At 70.7% G+C, this 20,603-nt stretch carries 17 protein-coding genes and 1 tRNA gene; 13 read left to right on the forward strand and 5 right to left on the reverse strand.

Translation table 11 applies throughout. The annotated features are described in order from the left end of the window. Window positions 1-105 precede the first annotated feature (105 nt). From ABT025_RS35360 to ABT025_RS35370, 3 genes are all read left to right on the forward strand, one after another. Window positions 106-1,311, forward strand: coding sequence for a DNA polymerase III subunit delta' (locus tag ABT025_RS35360; protein ID WP_351002767.1), 1,206 nt, complete (start codon window positions 106-108; stop codon window positions 1,309-1,311). A gap of 390 nt (window positions 1,312-1,701) precedes the next feature. Continuing rightward, complete coding sequence (locus tag ABT025_RS35365) at window positions 1,702-3,252, forward strand: alpha/beta hydrolase (protein ID WP_351002768.1); 1,551 nt, start codon at window positions 1,702-1,704, stop codon at window positions 3,250-3,252. Between the two features lie 98 nt (window positions 3,253-3,350). Then, window positions 3,351-3,424 (forward strand) — tRNA-Thr (locus ABT025_RS35370). A gap of 263 nt (window positions 3,425-3,687) precedes the next feature. Here ABT025_RS35370 and ABT025_RS35375 read toward each other — a convergent pair. After that, a complete protein-coding gene (locus ABT025_RS35375) occupies window positions 3,688-4,569 on the reverse strand; it encodes an alpha/beta fold hydrolase (RefSeq protein WP_351002769.1) in 882 nt (293 codons plus the stop codon). A 155-nt stretch (window positions 4,570-4,724) separates the two neighbouring features. Here ABT025_RS35375 and ABT025_RS35380 point away from each other — a divergent pair, with 155 nt between their 5' ends. Further along, window positions 4,725-6,752 (forward strand): AfsR/SARP family transcriptional regulator, encoded by a 2,028-nt coding sequence (locus tag ABT025_RS35380; protein WP_351002770.1) that lies wholly within the window; start codon window positions 4,725-4,727, stop codon window positions 6,750-6,752. A gap of 307 nt (window positions 6,753-7,059) precedes the next feature. On the opposite strand, the gene ABT025_RS35385 is transcribed toward ABT025_RS35380, so the two are convergent. Further along, complete coding sequence (locus ABT025_RS35385; RefSeq protein WP_351002788.1) at window positions 7,060-8,256, reverse strand: MFS transporter; 1,197 nt, start codon at window positions 8,254-8,256, stop codon at window positions 7,060-7,062. Window positions 8,257-8,342: 86 nt separating this feature from the next. On the opposite strand from ABT025_RS35385, the gene ABT025_RS35390 reads away from it, so the two are divergent. Next, on the forward strand, window positions 8,343-8,801 hold the full coding sequence (locus tag ABT025_RS35390) for a winged helix-turn-helix transcriptional regulator (protein WP_351002771.1): 459 nt from the start codon (window positions 8,343-8,345) through the stop codon (window positions 8,799-8,801). A 224-nt stretch (window positions 8,802-9,025) separates the two neighbouring features. Then, window positions 9,026-9,889, forward strand: coding sequence for a TIGR03619 family F420-dependent LLM class oxidoreductase (locus ABT025_RS35395; protein WP_351002772.1), 864 nt, complete (start codon window positions 9,026-9,028; stop codon window positions 9,887-9,889). A 473-nt stretch (window positions 9,890-10,362) separates the two neighbouring features. Here the strand turns inward: ABT025_RS35395 and ABT025_RS35400 are convergent, their stop codons facing one another. Continuing rightward, entirely contained in the window at window positions 10,363-10,998 is a 636-nt protein-coding gene (locus ABT025_RS35400) for a TetR/AcrR family transcriptional regulator (protein ID WP_351002773.1), read from the reverse strand. A 90-nt stretch (window positions 10,999-11,088) separates the two neighbouring features. Between ABT025_RS35400 and ABT025_RS35405 the strand changes: the two genes are divergently transcribed. From ABT025_RS35405 to ABT025_RS35435, 7 genes are read left to right on the forward strand one after another with little or no spacing between them, the layout of a single operon-like run. Next, the gene (locus ABT025_RS35405) at window positions 11,089-11,892 is read left to right on the forward strand and encodes a 3'(2'),5'-bisphosphate nucleotidase CysQ (protein ID WP_351002774.1); all 804 of its coding nucleotides are present in this window, start codon (window positions 11,089-11,091) and stop codon (window positions 11,890-11,892) included. After that, entirely contained in the window at window positions 11,889-12,794 is a 906-nt protein-coding gene (gene cysD / locus ABT025_RS35410; RefSeq protein ID WP_351002775.1) for a sulfate adenylyltransferase subunit CysD, read from the forward strand. Before ABT025_RS35405 ends, cysD begins: the two co-directional genes overlap by 4 nt. Then, complete coding sequence (gene cysN, locus ABT025_RS35415) at window positions 12,794-14,695, forward strand: sulfate adenylyltransferase subunit CysN (protein WP_351002776.1); 1,902 nt, start codon at window positions 12,794-12,796, stop codon at window positions 14,693-14,695. Before cysD ends, cysN begins: the two co-directional genes overlap by 1 nt. A gap of 55 nt (window positions 14,696-14,750) precedes the next feature. Beyond that, a complete protein-coding gene (locus ABT025_RS35420; protein ID WP_351002777.1) occupies window positions 14,751-15,131 on the forward strand; it encodes a nuclear transport factor 2 family protein in 381 nt (126 codons plus the stop codon). After that, window positions 15,128-15,922 (forward strand): SDR family oxidoreductase, encoded by a 795-nt coding sequence (locus tag ABT025_RS35425; protein ID WP_351002778.1) that lies wholly within the window; start codon window positions 15,128-15,130, stop codon window positions 15,920-15,922. Before ABT025_RS35420 ends, ABT025_RS35425 begins: the two co-directional genes overlap by 4 nt. A gap of 13 nt (window positions 15,923-15,935) precedes the next feature. Continuing rightward, on the forward strand, window positions 15,936-17,096 hold the full coding sequence (locus tag ABT025_RS35430) for a sulfotransferase family protein (protein WP_351002779.1): 1,161 nt from the start codon (window positions 15,936-15,938) through the stop codon (window positions 17,094-17,096). Window positions 17,097-17,136: 40 nt separating this feature from the next. Beyond that, complete coding sequence (locus ABT025_RS35435) at window positions 17,137-18,216, forward strand: DUF1214 domain-containing protein (protein ID WP_351002780.1); 1,080 nt, start codon at window positions 17,137-17,139, stop codon at window positions 18,214-18,216. A 297-nt stretch (window positions 18,217-18,513) separates the two neighbouring features. Here the strand turns inward: ABT025_RS35435 and ABT025_RS35440 are convergent, their stop codons facing one another. Together ABT025_RS35440 and ABT025_RS35445 are read right to left on the reverse strand one after the other, a co-directional pair. Beyond that, complete coding sequence (locus ABT025_RS35440; protein WP_351002781.1) at window positions 18,514-19,155, reverse strand: response regulator; 642 nt, start codon at window positions 19,153-19,155, stop codon at window positions 18,514-18,516. A gap of 2 nt (window positions 19,156-19,157) precedes the next feature. Further along, the gene (locus tag ABT025_RS35445) at window positions 19,158-20,477 is read right to left on the reverse strand and encodes a sensor histidine kinase (protein ID WP_351002782.1); all 1,320 of its coding nucleotides are present in this window, start codon (window positions 20,475-20,477) and stop codon (window positions 19,158-19,160) included. Window positions 20,478-20,603 lie beyond the last annotated feature (126 nt).

Genomic DNA, 20,603 nt, shown 5'->3' on the forward strand with positions numbered 1-20,603 from the left:
TTTTTTATTTGGGTTCTTTATGCTTTCCACCCCCCCCACGCGGCCGCGGCCCCGGATCCCCCGGCGGGCGGCCGCGGCCGCACACCACCGGAAGGGCGGTGACCCATGTCCGTATGGGACGACCTGGTCGGCCAGGACCGCGTGCAGGAGCAGCTCGGTGCCGCCGCCCGGGACGCCGACGTGCTGGTCACCGCCAATTCCAAGGGGGAGCCGGTGCCACCCGGCTCGAGGATGACCCACGCCTGGCTGTTCACCGGCCCTCCGGGTTCCGGCCGGTCCACCGCGGCCCGGGCCTTCGCCGCCGCCCTGCAGTGCACCAGCCCGGACCGCGCGCTGGGCGGGGCGCCGGGCTGCGGCTTCTGCGACGGCTGTCACACGAGCCTCATCGGTACACATGCCGATGTCGACGTGATCCGCACCGATCTGCTCTCCATCGGTGTGAAGGAGACCCGTGAGCTGGTCCGCCGCGCACAGCTCTCCCCGGCCGTCGGACGCTGGCAGGTCATCGTCATGGAGGACGCCGACCGCCTCACCGAGGGCGCGGGCAATGTGCTGCTGAAGGCGGTCGAGGAGCCTGCGCCGCGCACGGTGTGGCTGCTCTGCGCGCCCTCGCTGGAGGACGTGCTGCCCACGATCCGGTCCCGCTGCCGCCACCTCACCCTGCGCACCCCTTCGGTCGAAGCCGTCGCCGATGTCCTGATCCGGCGCGACGGCATCGATCCGGAGCGGGCCGCGGCCGCCGCCCGCGCCACCCAGGGGCACATCGGCAGGGCCCGCCGCCTCGCCACCGACGAGCGTGCCCGTGCCCGCAGGGCGGCCGTCCTGAAGCTTCCGCTGCGCGTCGACGACATCGGCGGCTGTCTCAAGGCCGCGCAGGAGCTGATCGACACCGCCACCGACGATGCGAAGCAGGCGTCCGAGGATGTCGACGTCAAGGAGACGGAAGACATGAAGGCCGCGCTCGGCGCCTCCGCCGGTGGGCGGATGCCGCGGGGCACGGCAGGAGTGATGAAGGAGCTGGAGGACCGGCAGAAGCGCCGTAAGACCCGGACCCAGCGCGACAGCCTCGATCTGGCGCTCACCGAACTGACCGGGTTCTACCGCGATGTGCTCGCCCTGCAGCTGGGCTCCCGGATCGCCATCGCCAATGCGGACGCCCAGGATTCCCTCGACCGCATCGCCCGATCGTCCACACCCGAGCGCACCCTGCGCCGGATCGAGGCGGTGACCGCCTGCCGCCGGGCCCTGGACCGCAATGTGGCCCCGCTGCTCGCGGTGGAGGCGATGACGATGGCTCTGCGGGCGGGCTGAGGCAGCCGGTCGAGGCCGGCCCGTGTGGCCGGCGGCTGCGGTCCGCCCGTCTCACGGCCGCACCATGTGGCCGGTGGCTTCGGCTCGCTCGCCCGTCGCTGCCGTACGACGTGGCCGGCGGTTTCGGTCTGCTCGCCCTTCACGGCCGCACCATGTGGCCGGTGGCTTCGGCTCGCTCGCCCGTCGCTGCCGCACCACCTGGCCGGCGGTTTCGGTCCGCCCGTCTCACGGCTGCGCGACGAGGGCGGTGGTTTCGGTCCGTCCGTCGAGGCTGCACGACGTGACCGTCGCACAGCCCGGCCGATCACCGAATATCCCGGAACCGATCTCCGAATCACCCGAAAGAGCAGGGAATCGGGCGAGCCGTCGCCCGGCGGCTACGCTCCGGACATGCACACCAGGCGCCCGCTCCGCACCCTCGCCCTTGCGCTCGGCACTGCCGGCCTCCTCGTCTCCGGCTGCACCAGCGGGGGTTCGACGACGGGCGCCTCGTCGCCCGCGCAGGCGGCCCCGGCCTCGCCCTCCGCCGTGCCGGCGGCGCTGAAGCCGTTCTACGCACAGCACCTGAGCTGGCGGGACTGCGGTGTCACCGGATTCCAGTGCACCACGATGAAGGCGCCGCTCGACTACGCGAAGCCGGACGGCGGCGAGATCAAGCTCGCGGTCTCCCGCAAGAAGGCCACGGGGCCCGGAAAGCGGATCGGCTCGCTCCTGGTCAACCCGGGAGGTCCCGGCGGATCGGCCATCGGCTATCTCCAGGGTTACGCCGCGATCGGATACCCCGCCCAGGTGCGTGCCCGCTACGACATGGTCGCCATCGACCCGCGCGGCGTGGCGCGCAGCGAACCCGTCGAATGCCTCACCGGCTCGCAGATGGATGCCTACACGCAGGTCGACCAGACCCCTGACGACGCAGTCGAGGTCACGAAACTGAGCAGCGCCTTCAAGAAGTTCGCCACGGGCTGCGAGCAGCGATCGGGCGAGATCCTCCCGCACGTCTCCACCGTGGAGACGGCGCGCGACATGGACATCCTGCGTGCGCTGCTCGGAGACGAGCAACTGCACTACGTCGGCGCCTCGTACGGAACCTTCCTGGGCGCGACGTACGCCGAGCTCTTCCCCGCGCGGGCCGGCCGCCTCGTGCTCGACGGTGCGATGGACCCCTCGCTCCCGTCGGTCGAGATGAACCGTGATCAGACGGCGGGGTTCGAGACCGCGTTCCAGTCCTTCGCGGCGGACTGTGTGAAGAAGGCGGACTGCCCGCTCGGCACGGTGTCCGCCGCCGACGCGGCGACGAACCTGAAGAAGCTGTTCAGCGATCTCGACGCGAAGCCGATCCCCACGGGCGAGTCCCGCAAGCTCGGCGAGTCCCTCGCCACCACCGGCGTCATCGCCGCGATGTACGACGAGACGGCCTGGCCCCAGCTCAGCGAGGCACTCACCGGTGCGAAGGCGGGTGACGGCTCGGGGCTGCTCTCCCTGGCAGACAGCTACTACGAGCGCGAGCCGAACGGTACGTACGCGAACCTCATGTACGCCAACGCGGCCGTGAACTGCCTGGACCTCCCTCCCGCCTTCGCCACCTCCGAGGCGGTCACCCAGGCCCTGCCCACCTTCGAGAAGGCCTCTCCGGTCTTCGGCAAGGGCTTCGCCTGGGCCTCCCTGAACTGCGCCTACTGGCCCGTCCCTTCCACCGGCACCCCGCACCCCATCAAGGCCGAGGGTGCCGCCCCGATCGTGGTCGTCGGTACGACCCGGGACCCGGCGACCCCGTACAAGTGGGCCCGGTCCCTTGCCGGTCAGCTCTCGTCGGGCACCCTCCTCACCTACGAGGGCGACGGGCACACGGCGTACGGCCGCGGCAGCGACTGCATCGACACGGCGATCAACACGTACCTCCTGGAGGGCACCGCGCCGGCCGACGGCAAGAAGTGCTCCTGACCTGCGGCTCAGGCGGGGGAACGGGCCGGTACGGAGCACCCTTCGAAACTGTGTAGACTTGGCGACGCTGCTGATCGCACCATGGTGCGACAGGGCGTGCCGCCTTAGCTCAGTTGGCCAGAGCAACGCACTCGTAATGCGTAGGTCTCGGGTTCGAATCCCGAAGGCGGCTCGGATCAGCCCCAGGACTCACTCGCCGTGACCTGGGGCTTTTTCATGTCCGGGGCATGCTGAGCCGCACGACGGGGACGCAGCGGAAGTGCTTGCGTGAGCGATGCGTGAGCGGAGCGGCTCAGCGATCCACTTCTTCGGTTGCCCGGCCTTGCCCTTCTTCTTGGCCACGGTCCTGGCTACGCGCCTGGTCCTCCGAGTGCCCCTCTCCTCCTCCGTCCGGTTTCCGGAGACGCAAGGAGAGAGGCACCGACGGTGCTTCGCTCAGCGGTCGGTGAGTGCCCGAATCTCCTCGGCGATCAGCTTGGGGTCCTCCTCGGCCATGAAGTGACCGCAGGAGACGGTGCGGTGCCGGAGGTCATCGGTCCAGGCGCTCCACAGGCTCTGGGCGTGGTAGCCGAGGGCGGCGCCCCAGTCCTGCTGGAGGACGGTCACCGGCATGGCCAGCTTGGTGCCCGTGTCGCGGTCGGCGGTGTCGTGGTCCACGTCCACGCCGGCCGAGGCACGGTAGTCGGCGACGATGGAGGGGACGGCGGCTGCGGACGCCGCGAGGTAATGGTCGCGGAGGTCGGCGGGGATCGCGTCCGGGTCCTTCGTCCAGGCATCCAGGAAGTAGGCGAAGAAGGTGTCGGCGGCCCCCTGGATCATCTCCTCGGGAAGGCCGGGGGCCTGCGCCATCAGGTACAGGTGGAAACCGACCGCAGCGGAGACCCCGTGCAGGGCGTCCCACATGTCCAGGGTGGGCAGGACATCGAGGAAGAGGGCGCCGGAGACGGTGTCCGGGTGGTCCATCGCGGCGCGGAAGGCGACCAGGGCGCCGCGGTCGTGACCGGCCAGAACGAACCGGTCGTGGCCCAGTTCGGTGGCGAGGCGCACGACGTCCCGGCCCATGGTCCGCTTCGAGTAGACCTCGGGGCCGGTCTCGGCGGGCTTGTCGCTGGCACCGTAGCCGCGCAGGTCGGGGCAGATGACGGTGTGGTCGGTGGCGAGGTCGGCGGCGACGTGCCGCCACATCAGGTGGGTCTGCGGAAAGCCGTGCAGCAGAACGATCGGCGAGCCCGTGCCTCCGACGGCGGCATTCAGCGTGATGCCGTCGTCGACCTGCACGCGGTGCTCGGCGAAACCGGGGATGCTCAAGGTGGTCACAGCGACTCCTGTGGTTCGTGGCAGAGTGGACGTTCCGGACCTTGCGGCCCGGTTCGTCCGGGGACGTCACCCAGGTTGCGGCCCCCGGATCAGCGATCGATGAGTGAACACGCGGCACCCGCCGGGGACGGCGCCGCCCGCGAAAGGACCCTGCCGTGGGCGTGGAATTCGGACTGCTGGGACCTGTCGCGGCCTGGGACGGCGATGGCCTGGTCCTCCCGCTCGGGGCGCCCCGCCACCGCGAGGTTCTCGGGCGGCTGCTGGTCGCACGGGGCCGGGTGGTGCCGGTCGGCAGGCTCGTGACGGACCTGTGGGAGGACGAGCCTGCGGCAGGTGCGGTGGGTGCGGTCCGCACCTTTGTCGCTGCGCTGCGCCGCTCTCTGGAACCCCGTCGCCCTCCACACCGGCCCTCCCGCCTGCTGGTCACCGAGGGCCCCGGCTACGCCCTGCACACCGATCGTGAGGCGGTCGACGCCTGGCGGTTCGAGGACGTCGCCGCGCGGGCCGGCGAGGCGCCGCCCCACGCGGCCGTCGCCCTGTGGGACGAGGCGCTCGCCCTGTGGCGAGGGCCGGTGCTGGCCGATTTTCCCGCCGCCGCGTGGGCCGGCGCCGAACAGGCCCGGCTGGAGGCGCTCCGCCTCGACGCGGTCGAGCGCCGTGCCGACGCACTGCTGGTCACAGGCGCCGCCCGCGATGCCGTTGCCGACCTGCGGGCCCACGTCGCCGCCCATCCCGGGCGGGAGGACGGCTGGGTCCTGCTGGCAACCGCGCTCGACCGTGCAGGAAGGCACGGTGAGGCGCTGAAGACCCTTGGCCTCGCTCGCTCCGCCCTCGCCGGCGCGAACGGCCGATACGACTCCCGGGGCGCCTTGGCCCGTGCCGAGGCCCGCATCCTCGGCGGCATCGCCGGCGCCGCGACCGAACCGGCCGGAATGACCGACGGCGTCTGGGACCGGGCTGCGGCCTCGTGGGACCGCTCGGTGCCTGCCCGGTCCCGGGCCCGGCTGCACGCCACCGCCGGCCTGCTGCGCGACCTCGCGGTGACCGGCCCCGACGGCCTTGAGGAAGCACGACGGCACCGACGGGATCTGGTCACGGCGGCCGAGACGACCGGCGACACCGAACTGGCTGCCAGGATCATCGGCTCCTACGACGTCCCCGCGGTGTGGGCCCGCGCCGATGACCCCGACGGTGCCGGCGAACTGTCCAGGGCGGCCGCCCGGGCCGCCTCCCGGCTCGGCCCCGGCGGCCCCGCTGCGCTGCGTGCCCGGCTGTTGTCCGTCGTGGCGGTCGAGTCACGGGGCGATGCCGCCGCCGACGCACCCCTTCCCCGGGCGGCCGACGCCCCGGCCGTCGAGCAGTGGCGGCAGCGCGCCGAACGCGCCGCCGAGGAGGCCGTCCGGCTCGCTCGACGCCTGGGAGACCCCGCTGTCCTGGCTTTCGCCCTCAACGGTGCCTTCATGCAGTCGTTCGCCGGCTGCGGATCGGCCCGCCGCAGGGACGCCCTCGGCGGTGAACTGACCGGGCTGGCCGTCGACCACCAGCTTCCCGGGCACGAAGTCCTGGGCCGCATCGTCCGCCTTCAGGCACTCGCCGGACTCGGCGACTTCGCGGCGGCGGACGTGGAGGCAGAGAAGACCGACCGGCTCGCCCACCGCAACGAACGGCCGCTGGCCGAGGTGTTCACGTCCTGGTACCGGGCCCTGCGCACCTGCGAGACCGACGGCTGGGCGGCGGCCCGTCCCCGCTACACACAGGTCCTGGCACGGACCGCCGACTGCGGCATGCCCGGCCTCACCCGGGGCGCGGGCGCGCTGATCGCGCTGGTTCCGGTCATGCGGTCCGGTGCCCTTCCGGACCCCGACGACTTCGCCCGCCTCGACTTCGGGCCCTACCGACCGTGGCTCGACCCCCTGCTGCTGGCCGCGTCGGGTGCCGCGGCACAGGCCCGGCAGGCTCTCGCGGTCGTACCCCGGCCTCCGCACGACCTCCTCCAGGAGGCGCTGTGGTGCGTACTGGCTCGCGCGGCGGCGGCCGTCGGGCACCGGGCGGTTTTGCGCCGGGCCCGTGACGAGCTCTCCACCGCCGTCGGAGAGTGGGCCGGTGCCGGAAGCGGACTGATCTCGTTCGGGCCGGTCGAACATCACGTCAGGGAGGCCGAAAGAGCCTTGGGAGACGTTTGACCGGGGCCCCGCGCGGCGGTCCGCCCACCGGGCGGTCGACGCCGGCTTCCGTGGAGGGCAGCTCGCCCCGGGAAGGAGCGGCACGACGGCTCGGTCTGCCCTTCAGTACCTGTCGGCGCCACCTCGCGACGGCGGTGGAGCGGATCGTCGGGATCATGTGGCGGCACAAACTCGACGGGACACCGCTCAGGCACGTAGAGGCCGAAGCCAGGTCATAGCCGGGCCGGCCGGGCAGCGGCCAGGCCGCTGCCCGCGCGCCCCCTGCTCGATGCCGCTCACCGGTGCCGGCCCGAGTGGGGTTCCCGTCTCAGGCCACCTGGGCCGCCGGTCCGCGCCGAGGCAGACGTCGGTCTGCCGACCAGACGGTCAGCGCGCAGGCGGCGAACCCGGCGCCGAGGAGGCTGGAGCCCGCCCAGCCGTGGGCGGCGAAGACGGCGGTGGTCGTGGCCGCTCCGAGGGCGGAGCCGAGTGAGTAGAAGACCATGTAGCTGCCGATGACGCTGCTGATGCGGTCCGGATGCGCCGTCGTGAGCAGGTGCTGGTTGCTCACGTGCACCGCCTGGACCGCGAAGTCGAGCAGCACGATTCCGATGACGGGTACCCACAGGGACCGGGGCAGTTGAGCGATGGCCGCCCACGAGAGGACGAGCAGGGCGAGTGCGAGACCGGTGACCGGTGCGGACCGCCCCGCGTCCGCCCACCGGCCCGCGCGCGCCGCGCCGAGTGCGCCGGCCAGGCCGACGAAGCCGAACAGTCCGATCCGGCCCTCGCTCAGGTGCCAGGGCGCGTCCGCCAGCGGCAGGGACAGCCCGCTCCACAGGGTGCCGAACGACGCGAACAGGAAGAAGGCGATGAGCCCGCGGGTCAGGAACAGGCGCTGCCCGAACAGTCCGCCGAGAGAGGAGACGGCCTGTACGTATCCCGTGGGCGGGGCGTATCCCGCGCGCCGGCTCCGGTGTTCCTCGGGCGGCAGTGCGCGAAGGACGAGAGCCGCGAGCGCCAGCGACAGCCCGGCGAGCACGACGTAGACGCTCCGCCAGCCCCACACCTCGGCGAGGGCCCCCGTTACGGCCCGCGCACCCAGAATGCCGACCACGACGCCCGAGGTCACCACGCCGATGTTCCGTCCGCGTTCGGCGGGCGCCGAGACGGACGCGGCGTAGGCGACCGTGGTCTGCACCACGACCGCGAACATCCCGGCCGCCGCGAGGCCGGCGAACGCCACCCAGGAGGCCGACGCCGACGCCGTGAGGGCCATGCTCGCCGCCGTGATCGCCAGGTGCGCGGCGATGAGCCGGCGCCGGTCGACCACATCGCCGAGGGGCACCAGGAGCACCAGCCCCGCCAGATAGCCGAACTGGCCGGTCGCGACGATCCAGCCGGTGAGCCCCGGCGGTACTCCGAGATCCCGGCCCATCGGTTCCAGGACCGGCTGTGCGGCATAGATGCTCGCCACAGCCACGCCACACACCATCGCGAGCAGCAGCCGCCGCCATACGGTCATCGCACCCATTTCCAATCAGTAGCAAATTGCAACCAATTTGACGCTACGGCATGATGGTTTCAATCCGCAACTGATTGGGAGGTGCTGTGCCCCGTACCGCCACGCGTTCCCCGAACCCCGAGTGGACCGACCCCGACTGTCCCGTCGCCCGCACCCTCGACCTCGTCGGCGACAAGTGGAGCCTGCTCGTCATCCGCGACGCGATGGACGGGGCGCGCTCGTTCACCGAGTTCCAAAGGCGCACCGACATCGCCCGCAACATCCTCAGCGACCGGCTCCGCAAGCTCGTCGCGCACGGACTCCTCGCCCAGCGCACCGCGCCCTCGGGCCGCCGCCAGGAATACGTCCTCACCGATGCCGGCCGCGACCTCTTCCCCGCCGTCCTCGCGCTCCGGCAATGGGGCGAACGGAACACCTTCGCTCCCGGTGAGGCCCACTCCACCCTGGTCGATCAGCACGGCACACCGGTTCCGGACATCGTGCCGACCGGCACGGACGGCGCCGTCGTCGACGCCGGCACCTCCCATGTCCGGAAGGCTCGATAGGCGGACTCCCGGCGCCTCCTGCCCTCTCGCGATGGGCGCGCCGTATCCGGGTCCGCTTGAGCGATGCGCGGGCAGGCGGGGTGGCGGGGTGGCCGACCGGGCACTTCCGAAAGGCGGGTGAGAGCAACAGCGGGTCGGTTCCGCTCAGCGGGACCGAGGGGGAGGTGGCGCCCGTCTGCGGATAATCTCCCGCCTTCAACGGACTGTCGAAGGTGGTCTCACCCATGAAGTTCACGATCGCGCCGGCCATGATTCCGCTGGACCAGCTCGTCCCGCTGGCGAGGACGGCCGAGGAGTGCGGGTTCTCCGCTGTCGCGCTGCCGGACTCGGTGTTCTTCTCGGAGCGTGCCGCGGCGGAGTACCCCTATACGTCCGACGGGCGGCGTATGTGGAACGAGGAGACCCCGTTCGCCGACCCGCTGATCGCGGCCGCCGCGATGGGCGCCGTCACCGAGTCCCTCGTCTACCGGACGAACGTGCTGAAGCTCGGCTCCCGTAACCCGCTGCTCCTGGCCAGGCAGATCGGTACGGTCGCGAACCTCACCCGAGGACGGTTCGAGCTGGGTGTGGGGGTCGGCTGGGCGCCCGAGGAGTTCGAGTGGTGCGGGGTGCCGTACAAGCGCAGGGGTGCGCGGGTCGACGAGATGATTGAGGTGATCAGGCTCGTGCTGGGCGGGGGCATGGTCGAGTACCACGGCGAGTTCTACGACTTCGACAGGCTCCGGATGAGTCCCGCACCGGAGCGCGAGGTCCCCCTCATCGTCGGCGGACACACGGAGGCGGCGCTGCGGCGGGCGGCCCGGACCGGCGACGGGTGGACCTCGGCGCTGATGCCGTTCGACGAGTTGGTCACGACCGTGGCCCGACTGCACGAGCTGCGCGCGGAGTTCGGTACGACCGACCGGCCGTTCGACATCCAGGCGTCGGGTGCCGACCGCCAGGGAGCCGAGGGCTACGCGCAGTTGGAGGCCGTGGGTGTCACCAACGCAACGGTGATGCCGTGGGCGATGAAGGGGCTGGCGATGGACTGCTCGGTGGAGGCGAAGCAGGACGCACTCAGAGAGTTCGCGGCCGAGTACATCAGTTGATCCGGTACGGCCGAGGGGTCTGATACCGCCCTGGTCGGCAAGGGCATCAGCCGAGGGGACTGATGCGCGCCCCGGTCGGCAAGGGCATCAGCCGAGGGGACTGATGCCCGCCCCGGTCGGCAAGAGCATCCGCGCACGCCTGACGAGAGCGGGAGTGAGAGCGAGAGCTGCAATGTGAGCGAGAACGGGAACGGGAGGCAGAGCAAGAGCAGGAACAGTCGCGGGAACGCGAGCAGGAAGAAGAGCGGGAACGCCAGGACGTGCGCCAGTCCGCGAGGCACCCGCACGTCCGGCACGGGCGCCCACGCCGCGGGGGTCATGGGCGCCGACGGCCTCAAGTGGTGGGCGCTGCACGGCCGCGCGAAGCGGCAGGTTCGCGAACGCCTGCCGGGCCCTGCATGCCGTGCTTTGCTTCGCGGACGTTCTCATCCGGATCCGGCGGCGACCGAGGAGAGGAACCCCGTGCCGGGCGGTCAGCCGGACTGTTCAGCCGTGCCCGGTGCGGTGATGCCCCGGGTGATTGCGTCGGCGGTGAAGGCGATGAGGTTCGACGGGTCGAGGTGCGGGGCCCAGTTGTTGGTCAGTGTCTCGGAGGCGCCTATCAGTCCGGACACCACGAAACGGACGAGCGCGGGGTCGTCGAGGAGGGGGCGGCCCTCCCGGGAGGCTGCCTCGACGAGGGCGGTGTGCAGCGCGTCGTCGTAGAGGCGTGACGTGTCGCGCAGTCGGACGACCGATTTGCGGTCGTAGCGGGCGTCTCCCTCGATGGCGCTCCAGGTCGCGGTCAGACGGCCCACCCGGGCCCACTGGCGCGTGGACTGGGGGATCACCGACGCGATCAGCGCTGCGACGCCCCGGTCCCTGGGGAGCGCCGCGACGAAGGCGGTGGACTCGATCTGGCTCTCGATGAGCAGCGCGACGAAGATCTCCTGCTTGTCGGCGAAGTACTGGTAGATCAGTCCGGTGCTGGTGCCCGAACGCTGGGCCACCGACCGGATGGTGAGTGCCGCGTAACCGCCCTCGTCCAGCAGCGAGGCAGCCGCGTCCAGCGTCATGCGGCGGCGCGCCTCCGCGTCGCCGTAGGCGGACTTCCTGCTCGATTCCTTCATGCGATCACAGTATCCAGGGGGAGGGATTGTGGAATGAACGTTGTTCAGAATGGATTGAACAAGGTTCATTCTAGAGCTACAGTCCTGCCCATGACGAACCCTGACGTCTCATCACCCCCGCTTGCCGAGTCCATCCGGGACGCCCGGCGTCGTGCTGCCGACGGGCGGGCGGCGGCGGACATCGCCACTGCGGCAGGCGCTCTGCTGCTGGCGCACCGCACCGGTCAGGAACGTGCCGGTGCCGACCCCTCCGACGTACGCAAGGCGGGGGACCGGCTCTCGCACGAGTTCCTGGTCGCCGCGCTCGGGGAACGGTTCCCCGGTGACGCGGTGCTCTCCGAGGAGGGTGCCGACGACCATGCCCGGCTGACGGCCGACCGGGTGTGGATCGTCGATCCGCTCGACGGGACACGCGAGTTCGGTGAGCCGGGCCGCTCCGACTGGGCCGTCCACGTCGCGCTGGTCGAGGCGGGCCGGCTGGTCGCGGGCGCGGTCGCGATGCCCGGACTGGGCGTCACCTTCTCGACGGCGGACGCGATCGCCCCGCTCCCCGCGGCGCCCGCCGTCCCCCGCGTGGTCGTCAGCCGCACCCGCCGGCCCGTGCCGGTGACGGCCATGGCCGAGGCGCTCGGCGCCGAACTGATCGAGATGGGCTCGGCGGGCGCCAAGGCCATGGCCGTGGTGCGCGGTGAGGCCGACATCTACGCCCACTCCGGCGGCCAGTACGAGTGGGACTCGGCGGCCCCCGTGGCGGTCGCGCGCGCCGCCGGACTTCACGTCTCCCGGATCGACGGGTCCGAACTGCACTACAACCAGGCGAACCCCTGGTTGCCCGATCTGCTCATCTGCCGTCCCGAACTGACCGATCGCGCTCTGGGGGTACTTGGACGATGACACTCACCCTGACCCATCTCGAACGGCTTGAGGCCGAGAGCATGCACATCATGCGGGAGGCGGTCGCGGGGAGCGAGAACCCCGTGATGCTCTACTCGGTGGGCAAGGACAGCGCGGTGATGCTGCACCTCGCGCGGAAGGCGTTCTTCCCGTCCAGGCTGCCGTTCCCGTTGCTGCACGTCGACACGACGTGGAAGTTCCGCGAGATGTACGCCCTGCGCGACGAGACCGCCGCTGCCGGGGATCTGGAGCTGCTGGTCCACAAGAACCCCGAGTGCGTGGAGAAGTCGATCAACCCGTTCACCCACGGGTCGGCCACACACACCGACATGTGGAAGACGGAGGGGCTCAAGCAGGCACTCGACCTCCACAGGTTCGACGCCGCGTTCGGTGGTGCGCGCCGGGACGAGGAGAAGTCGCGGGCCAAGGAACGCATCTTCTCCATCCGTTCGGCCGAGCACCGGTGGGACCCGAAGCAGCAGCGCCCCGAACTGTGGCGGATGTACAACGTGCGCCGGTCGCCGGGTGAGAGCCTGCGCGTCTTTCCGCTGTCCAACTGGACCGAACTCGACGTCTGGGAGTACATCCGGCAGGAGCGAATACCGATCGTGCCGCTCTACTTCGCGGCGAAACGGCCGGTCGTCGAACGCGACGGGGCACTGATCATGGTCGACGACGAACGGATGCCGCTGCTGCCGGGTGAGGAACCCGAGCTCAGGAGCGTGCGATTCCGCACGCTCGGCTGCTATCCGCTCACCGGGGCCGTCGAGAGCACCGCCGACTCCCTGACGGACATCATCCAGGAGATGTTGCTGACCTCCACGTCCGAGCGCCAAGGGCGCGTCATCGACCACGACAGCAGTGCGTCGATGGAGAAGAAGAAGCAGGAGGGCTACTTCTGATGACGCACTCAACCGATCTGATAGCCGGCGACATCGAGCAGTACCTGGAGCGGCACGCGAACAAGAGCATGCTCCGCTTCATCACCTGCGGCAGTGTCGACGACGGAAAGTCCACGCTCATCGGCCGGCTGCTCTACGAGTCGAAACTGGTCTTCGAGGACCAGCTCACCGCACTGGAGGCCGACTCCCGCAAGGTGGGCACCCAGGGCGAGGGCCTCGACTTCGCCCTGCTGGTCGACGGGTTGGCGGCCGAGCGCGAGCAGGGCATCACGATCGACGTCGCGTACCGGTACTTCTCCACCGAGCAGCGCAAGTTCGTCGTCGCCGACACCCCCGGCCATGAGCAGTACACCCGCAACATGGTCACCGGAGCCTCCACCGCGGACCTCGCCGTGATCCTGGTCGACGCCCGCAAGGGCGTGCTCACCCAGACCCGCAGGCACTCCTATCTGGTCTCCCTGCTGGGCATCCGCCACGTGGTGCTCGCGGTCAACAAGCTCGACCTGGCCGACTACTCGGAGGAGGTCTTCGAGCGGATCGTCGGCGAGTACGACGCGTTCGCGAAGGAGATCGGGCTGACGGACGTCGTGGCCATCCCGATGTCGGCGTACGTCGGGGACAACCTCACCGAGAGCAGCGCCAACACCCCTTGGTACGTGGGCCCGACGCTCATGGGGCACCTGGAGACCGTGGAGATCGACGACGACCTCCTCGCGAGTCCGTTCCGGATGCCCGTGCAGTGGGTGAACCGGCCCGACCTGGACTTCCGCGGCTTCTCCGGGCAGATCGTGAGCGGCGTGCTGCGGCCCGGCGACCGGGTGCGGGCCCTGCCGAGCGGCAGGGAGTCCTCGGTCGCCCGGATCGTCACCAGGGACGGCGACCTGTCGGAGGCGGCAGCCGGCCGGTCCGTCACGGTCACGCTGACCGACGAGATCGACATCAGCCGCGGTGACGTGCTCGCCGTGGCTGATGCCCTGCCCGGCGTCGCCGACCGGTTCGAGGCGCACCTGGTGTGGATGGGCGAGGACGAGATGCGGCCCGAGCGGCCGTACCTCTGTCAGATCGGCACCATGACGGTGCAGGCGCGGATCGCCGAACCCAAGCACAAGATCGACGTCAACACGCTGGAGAAGGCCGCGGCGAACACCCTCGCGCTCAACGAGATCGGCGTCTGCGACATCAGCTTCGACCGCCCGGTGCCGTACGACGCGTACACCGCGAACCGGGACACCGGGGGCTTCATCCTGATCGACCGGCTGACCAACAGCACGGTGGGTGCCGGCATGATCGCGCACGCGCTGCGCCGCGCGGACAACGTCCACTGGCAGGTGGCCGACGTCGACGTGCGCTCCCGTGAGCAGCTGATGGGCCATCGCCCGCAGGTCCTGTGGCTGACCGGGCTCTCCGGCTCCGGGAAGTCGACGATCGCGAACGAACTCGAGCGCAGGCTGCACGCGCTCGGCGTGCACACCTATCTGCTGGACGGCGACAACATCCGCCACGGCCTGAACCGCGACCTCGGGTTCACCGACGCCGACCGCGTGGAGAACATCCGGCGCGTCGCCGAGGTCGCCCGGCTGATGGCCGATGCGGGCCTGATCGTCATCGCGTCGTTCATCTCGCCCTTCCGCGCGGAGCGGGAAGCGGCCCGGGAGCTGGTCGGGGCGGAGCAGTTCTGCGAGGTCCACGTGGACACCCCGATCGCGGTCGCGGAGGGGCGGGACCCGAAGGGGCTCTACCGGAAGGCGCGGCGCGGCGAGCTGCCCCACTTCACCGGAATCGACTCGCCCTACGAGCCACCGTTCTCGCCCGAGGTGCGGATCGACACCACGTCCGTCTCCCCGGAACAGGCGGCCGACCGGATCGTCGACGTCCTCCGGGCTCGCGGCGTCATCGCCTGACCGGGCGCGCACCACCCGCCCGCACCGCTGGTACCGCGTCAAGCCAAGGAGATCCATGCCCAGCCGGGACGAAATCTGCTCCGCCATCGAGTCGTACGTGAAACACCTCGGGAACCACGACGTCGATGAACTCCTCGCGTTGTTCGCGGAGGACGCCGTTCAGCACGAGCCCCTCGGTGTCGCCAGCTATCGGGGCGTCGAGGAGATCCGGAGGTTCAGCACAGGGAACGCGAAGGTCGACTTCACGGTCAGCCTGCACACTCCGATCACCGTGACCGGGAGGTACGCCGCGATGCAGCTCCGCGTGGAGCGAGCCGGCATGCCGGCGTTCGCGGCCACCGACCTGGTCGAGTTCGACGACGCGTGCAGGATCGTCTCGCTCAGCGCGGTCATCGATCCCCGGGCACTGACCGACCGGGCGGAGCCGTCGGCATGACGGCGACGCGGATCCCGTTGCTGGAGGGGAAGGTCGTGCTGGTGTCGGGGGTGGGTCCCGGCCTCGGCCGGTCACTCGCCGTACGCAGCGCTCTGGCCGGAGCCCGGGTGGTGCTCGCGGCCCGCACCCGGTCCAGGCTCGAAGCGGTGGCCGACGAGATCCACGGCCTCGGCGGCCGGGCCGCCGTGGTGCAGGCCGATCTCACCGACGACGTCTCGGTCGAGAACCTTGCCGAGGAGGCGTGCGGCGCCTTCGGCCGGCTCGACTCGGTGATCCACAACGCGTTCGTCCAGCCCGCACGGATCCGGCTCCTCGACGCCGAGCCGGACGACGTGCGCCAGGGGCTGGAGATCAACCTGATGGCCGCGCTGAACCTCACCCGCAGGCTGGTGCCCGCACTCGTCGATGCGCAGGGCTCGATCGTCCTGATCAACTCGATGGTGCTCCGGAACCAGCTGCCGGGCTTCGGTGCCTATCGGATCATGAAGTCCGGCCTGCTGGCCCTCGCCCGGAGCCTTTCCGTGGAGCTCGGCCCCCAAGGGGTGCGGGTGAACTCGGTCGCACCCGGCTACATCTGGGCCGACTCGGTCAAGACGTGGTTCGAACGCCGGGCGGACGAGCGCGGCGTCGACCCGAGCGTGATCTACGACGAGATCGCGGCGGGGACCGACCTGCGCAGGCTCCCCGAACCCGACGACATCGCGAACACCGCCGTCTTCCTCGCCTCCGACCTGGCGCGGGCGATCACGGGCCAGTGCCTGGACGTCAACTGCGGGCACACCCACCACTGAACTGGAGAAGGACATGACCACACACGACTCCGCGACGGTCGGTACCGCCGAGGAACTCCTCGCTCTCGCGGCCGAGGCGACCGGACTCGACGACTTCGGTGACGGCTCCGGTGACGACGGCTTCCGCGAGGGGCTGCAGGTACTGATCTCCAGCTTCGACGGTGACTCGCGGCTCACCCCGCACGGGGTGACGATCGCGCGGACCCTGCTGACGAAGGCGCTGGCCGGCAGGGCGCGCAGCGAGGCGGCGTTCGCCCGGCACCCCGGGCACACCGAAGTCGTCATCGACCGGCCGGTCTTCGTCTGCGGCCTCATGCGCACGGGCAGCACGGCGCTGCACCGGCTGCTGTCCGCCGACCCCGCCCATCAGGGCGTCGAGACATGGCTCGCCGAGGCTCCGCAGCCGCGCCCCGCTCGTGAGGACTGGCCCGCGAATCCCGACTTCCGGCGCGCGCAGGCCCATTTCGCGGCCCGTCAGGCGGCGGAGGCGGAGCTGATGAAGGTGCACTTCATGGATGCCGACGAAGTCGAGGAGTGCTGGCAGCTGTTGCAGCAGTCCATGAGGTCGGTGGCCTTCGAGTGCATCTCGTACCTCCCCACGTACTCGAAGTGGCTGGCCGGTCAGGACTGGACCGACACATACGCCAGGCACAAGAAGAACCTGCAGCTCATCGGCATGAACGACCCCGAGAAGCGGTGGGTGCTCAAGAACCCCAGCCACGTCTTCGCGATCGACGAGATCATGCGGGTCTACCCGGACGCACTGATCATCCGGACGCACCGCGCGCCGAGGACGGCGATGGCCTCGACGTGCAGCCTGGCCGAGCAGGGCAAGCACGACATGTCCGACGCGTACGACCGGCAGACGATCGGCCGCACCCAGCTCGCCCTGTGGTCACGGGGGATCGAGCACTTCGAGACAGCACGCCGCCGCTACGACCCCCGGCAGTTCCTCGACGTCGACTACCAGGACTTCGTCGCGGATCCGCTCGGCACCGTCGGCGGCATCTACGACCACTTCGGCCTGGAGTTCACCGCACAGGCACGTGGGGCGATCGAGGCCTCGCACCGCAAGAGCCTCGGAGCCCACCGCCGTCCCGACCACCGCTACTCGCTCGCGGACTTCGGTCTGAGCGAGGCCGACATCGACAGGGCCTTCGCCACCCGTGCCTGACCCGGCGCCGTCCCCGTCCGACCGACCGAAGGAGAAGACCGTGAACGCTGTGTGGGAGAAGTTCTGCGCCGACCTGCTCGACGCCGGGAACATTCTGCAGGACGAGATCGTGCCGCAGGATCCGCTGACGCAGGCCGAGGGGATCCGCTACCTGAGCCGCCTGCTCAGGTACGCGACGATCAACTGCGTCGAGTACACCGATCCGCGCTGGCCGAGCTTCACCTCGGCACCCAACCCGAACATGAGGACCAAGATTGGGGCCGACAACCCCGACAACGTCTACATGCGCGCCAACATCTCCGGCAAGTACAGCTACCGGATCACCGGAACACGCGGGAACATTCCGCTGCTGACGTTCGGATCGCGCGTCAACCGCTACCACATCGACGGCACCATGCTGCAGACCGGCGACCTGCACGGCCATGATCTCCCGGTCGACGAGCACGGCCGGTTCTCGTTCACCGCGAGCGTCGACAAGCCCGCGGAGGGCGCCTGGCTGCCGCTCGCGCCGGACAGCAACCTCATCTCCGTGCGGCAGACCTACCAGGACCGCGTCAACGAGAGCGCGGCCGACCTGTCCATCGAATGCCTGGACCCGGACGGCGAGTTCACCCCGCCGACCCCGGAGGAGACCGGCCGGCGCCTCGCCGCAGCCGTAGCCAACGTACGGGGCACGGCGAACACCTTCCTGGAGTGGAGCCGCAAGTTCCAGCCGCGGGCCAACGAAATCGTGGACTGGGGCCAGGACTTCTTCCAGAGCGCCGGTGGCGATCCGACGATCTTCTACCTCCACGGGTACTGGAAGCTCGCACAGGACGAGGCGTGGGTGATCGAGACCGAGGTGCCGGACTGCGAGTACTTCAACTTCGTACTGCAGAACTTCTGGGTGGAGTCCCTCGACTACCACCGCACCAACATCTACATCAACAACCACACGGCCGAGCTCAACGCCGACGGCACCCTGACCATCGTGGTGGCGTCGCAGGATCCGGGCCACGGCAACTGGATCGACACCGACGGGCACCGTGAGGGCACCTTCGCGATGCGCTGGATCAAGGCCGACTCGCACCCGATCCCGACGTCGAAGGTCGTGAAGGTCGTCAAGGTCCTCGACGAGTAGGTCCTGCGGGGACCGGGGAGAGCGCTGGGGGAAAGCCCGCCGGTTCCGGTCCTGGTGACGGATCGGGCCGATCTGCCGTGGAGGACCGGTGGTTCGGCCCGGCCGCGTGTGCCCGGCGCGGCGCGGGCGCCCTGCCGCGGACCACGGCGGGGACGACGGCATTCGCGATCACCGGCGTGCCTGCGTACCGGCGTACCTGCCTCGGCCGGCGTGTGCCCGGCGCGGCGCGGGCGCCCTGCCGCGGACCACGGTGGGGGCGACGGCATTCGCGATCACCGGCGTACCTGTGGAGCTGCCTCAGCCCCGCAGGTACGCCAGCACCGCCAGCACCCGGCGGTTCGTGGTGTCGTCCAGTGACAGGTCGAGCTTGCCGAGGATGCTGCCGAAGTGCTTGCTGACCGTGCCCTCGCTGACCGTCATCGCGGCGGCGATCGACGCGTTGGACCTGCCCTCCGCCATCAGCGCCAGCACCTCCTGCTCGCGTGCGGTCAGCCGGGAGAGTGGGTCCCGGCGGCGTCGGATGAGCCCGCGCACCACCTCGGGGTCCACGACCGTGTTCCCGGCGGCCACCCGGTGCAGGGCGTCGACGAACTCCTCGACGTCGCCGATGCGTTCCTTGAGCAGATAGCCGACACCCGTACCGTCCGCGGAGTCCAGCAGATCCTCGGCGTAGGTGCGCTGGACGTACTGGCTCAGTACGAGGATGGGCAGCTCGGGCTGCCGGGTGCGCAGCTCGATCGCGGCGCGCAGGCCCTCGTCGGAGAAGCCGGGAGGCATGCGTACATCGGTCACCGCGATGTCCGGGCCGTGCTCGGCCACGGCCGCGGTCAGCTCGTCCGCCGTACCCACGGCCGCCACCACCTGATGACCGAACCGCTCCAGCAGGCCGACCAGTCCCTCCCGCAGGAGCACACTGTCCTCGGCCAGTACGATGCGCACGCTCAAGTCCTCGTATCGGCAAGTGACATGGGGACCTGCAGCCGAAACACCGTGGGCCCGCCGGGCGGACTGGACACTAGCAGGTGGCCGTCGAGCACCGAGACACGGTCGGCCACGCCCTGGAGCCCCGTACCGCGGCCGGTGCCGGCGCCGCCCACGCCGTCGTCCGACACCTCCACCACCAGCCGGCCCCTCTCCGTCCGGCCGGTCACCCGGGCGCTCCCGGCCCCGCTGTGCTTGGCCACATTGGCGAGCGCCTCGCAGACCGCGAAGTAGACGGCTGTCTCCACCGTTCGGGAGGGCCGGTCCGGAAGGTCGAAGTCCACCTCCACCGGGACCACCGAACGGTCGGCGACATCCTCCACCGCCGCCTGCAGTCCGCGGTCGGTGAGGACCTGGGGGTGGATGCCCTGGATGAGCTCCCTGATCTCCACCAGCGCGACCCCGGCCTCCTTGTGGGCCTTGGCGAGCAGCCCGGCCAGCGGTTCGGCCGGACTCTCCAGCCGGGCCAGGCCGAGCGTCATGGACAGGGCGACGAGCCGCTGCTGCGCACCGTCGTGCAGATCGCGTTCGATCCGCCGCCGCTCCGCCTCGAAGGCGTCCACCAGCCGAATCCGGGAGCGGCCCAGCTCGCGCAGCCGGGAGTCGACTCCGGCCTCCGGCGCGGAGAGCAGTTGGCGGGTCAGCATGGCCCGGCCGGCTGCGAACGCCCCCAGCGGATAAGCGAACAGGGGGATCAGGACGAGTCCGGCGAGCAGCGCCGCGAAGGCGGGCGGATAGGTGTCGATCAGCCAGACCTTGAGCACGCGGGCCTCCTCGCCGCCGCTCGCGGCCAGCATCGCGGGCGCGGCGATCAGCCCGCCGCAGACGAGGAGGGCCGTCCCCATGACCACCGCCTCCAGCGGCCACAGCACCAGGGCGAACAGCAGTGCATAGCCCAGCTCCCGCCAGGTGGCCCGCTCCTGGAGACGGGTGCGCAGCCAGGACGGGAGACCGGTGCCGTCGGGTTCCCGGTGCGCCGCGGCGACCGGCCGGGGGTCCAGCAGCCGCAGCCTGCGCCGCTCAAGAGCGGCCAGCGGGATGCCCGCGAGCACGAGGGTGAGGAGCAGCGGGATACCGATCAGGATCACGGTGAGCGCGCTGCCCGCGACGGCCAGAAGGAGGAGTGCGGTCAGTGTCGCGAGGCCCAGGGGCACGCTCGTCAGCAGGTAGAGCGCGGCGCGCCACGGCCAGGCGGTGCGTACGTATCCGCGCTGTCCCAGCGCCTGCCGGAGGCCGGGGGAGGGCGGGGGATCACCGTAGGGGGCGGCGGGGGAGGGCATGAGGGAACCGTAGGCCGGGCCGGGAGAGGCGGACCACCCGGTGAGGTCCACTCCCGAGGTGGAGCTGCCTCCACCTCGGGGACTCCCTCTCGCTGCGATGTGCGTGAGGAGCGGCGCCGGTTGAGT

Source organism: Streptomyces sp. NPDC002809, assembly GCF_040295435.1.
GTDB lineage: Bacteria > Actinomycetota > Actinomycetes > Streptomycetales > Streptomycetaceae > Streptomyces.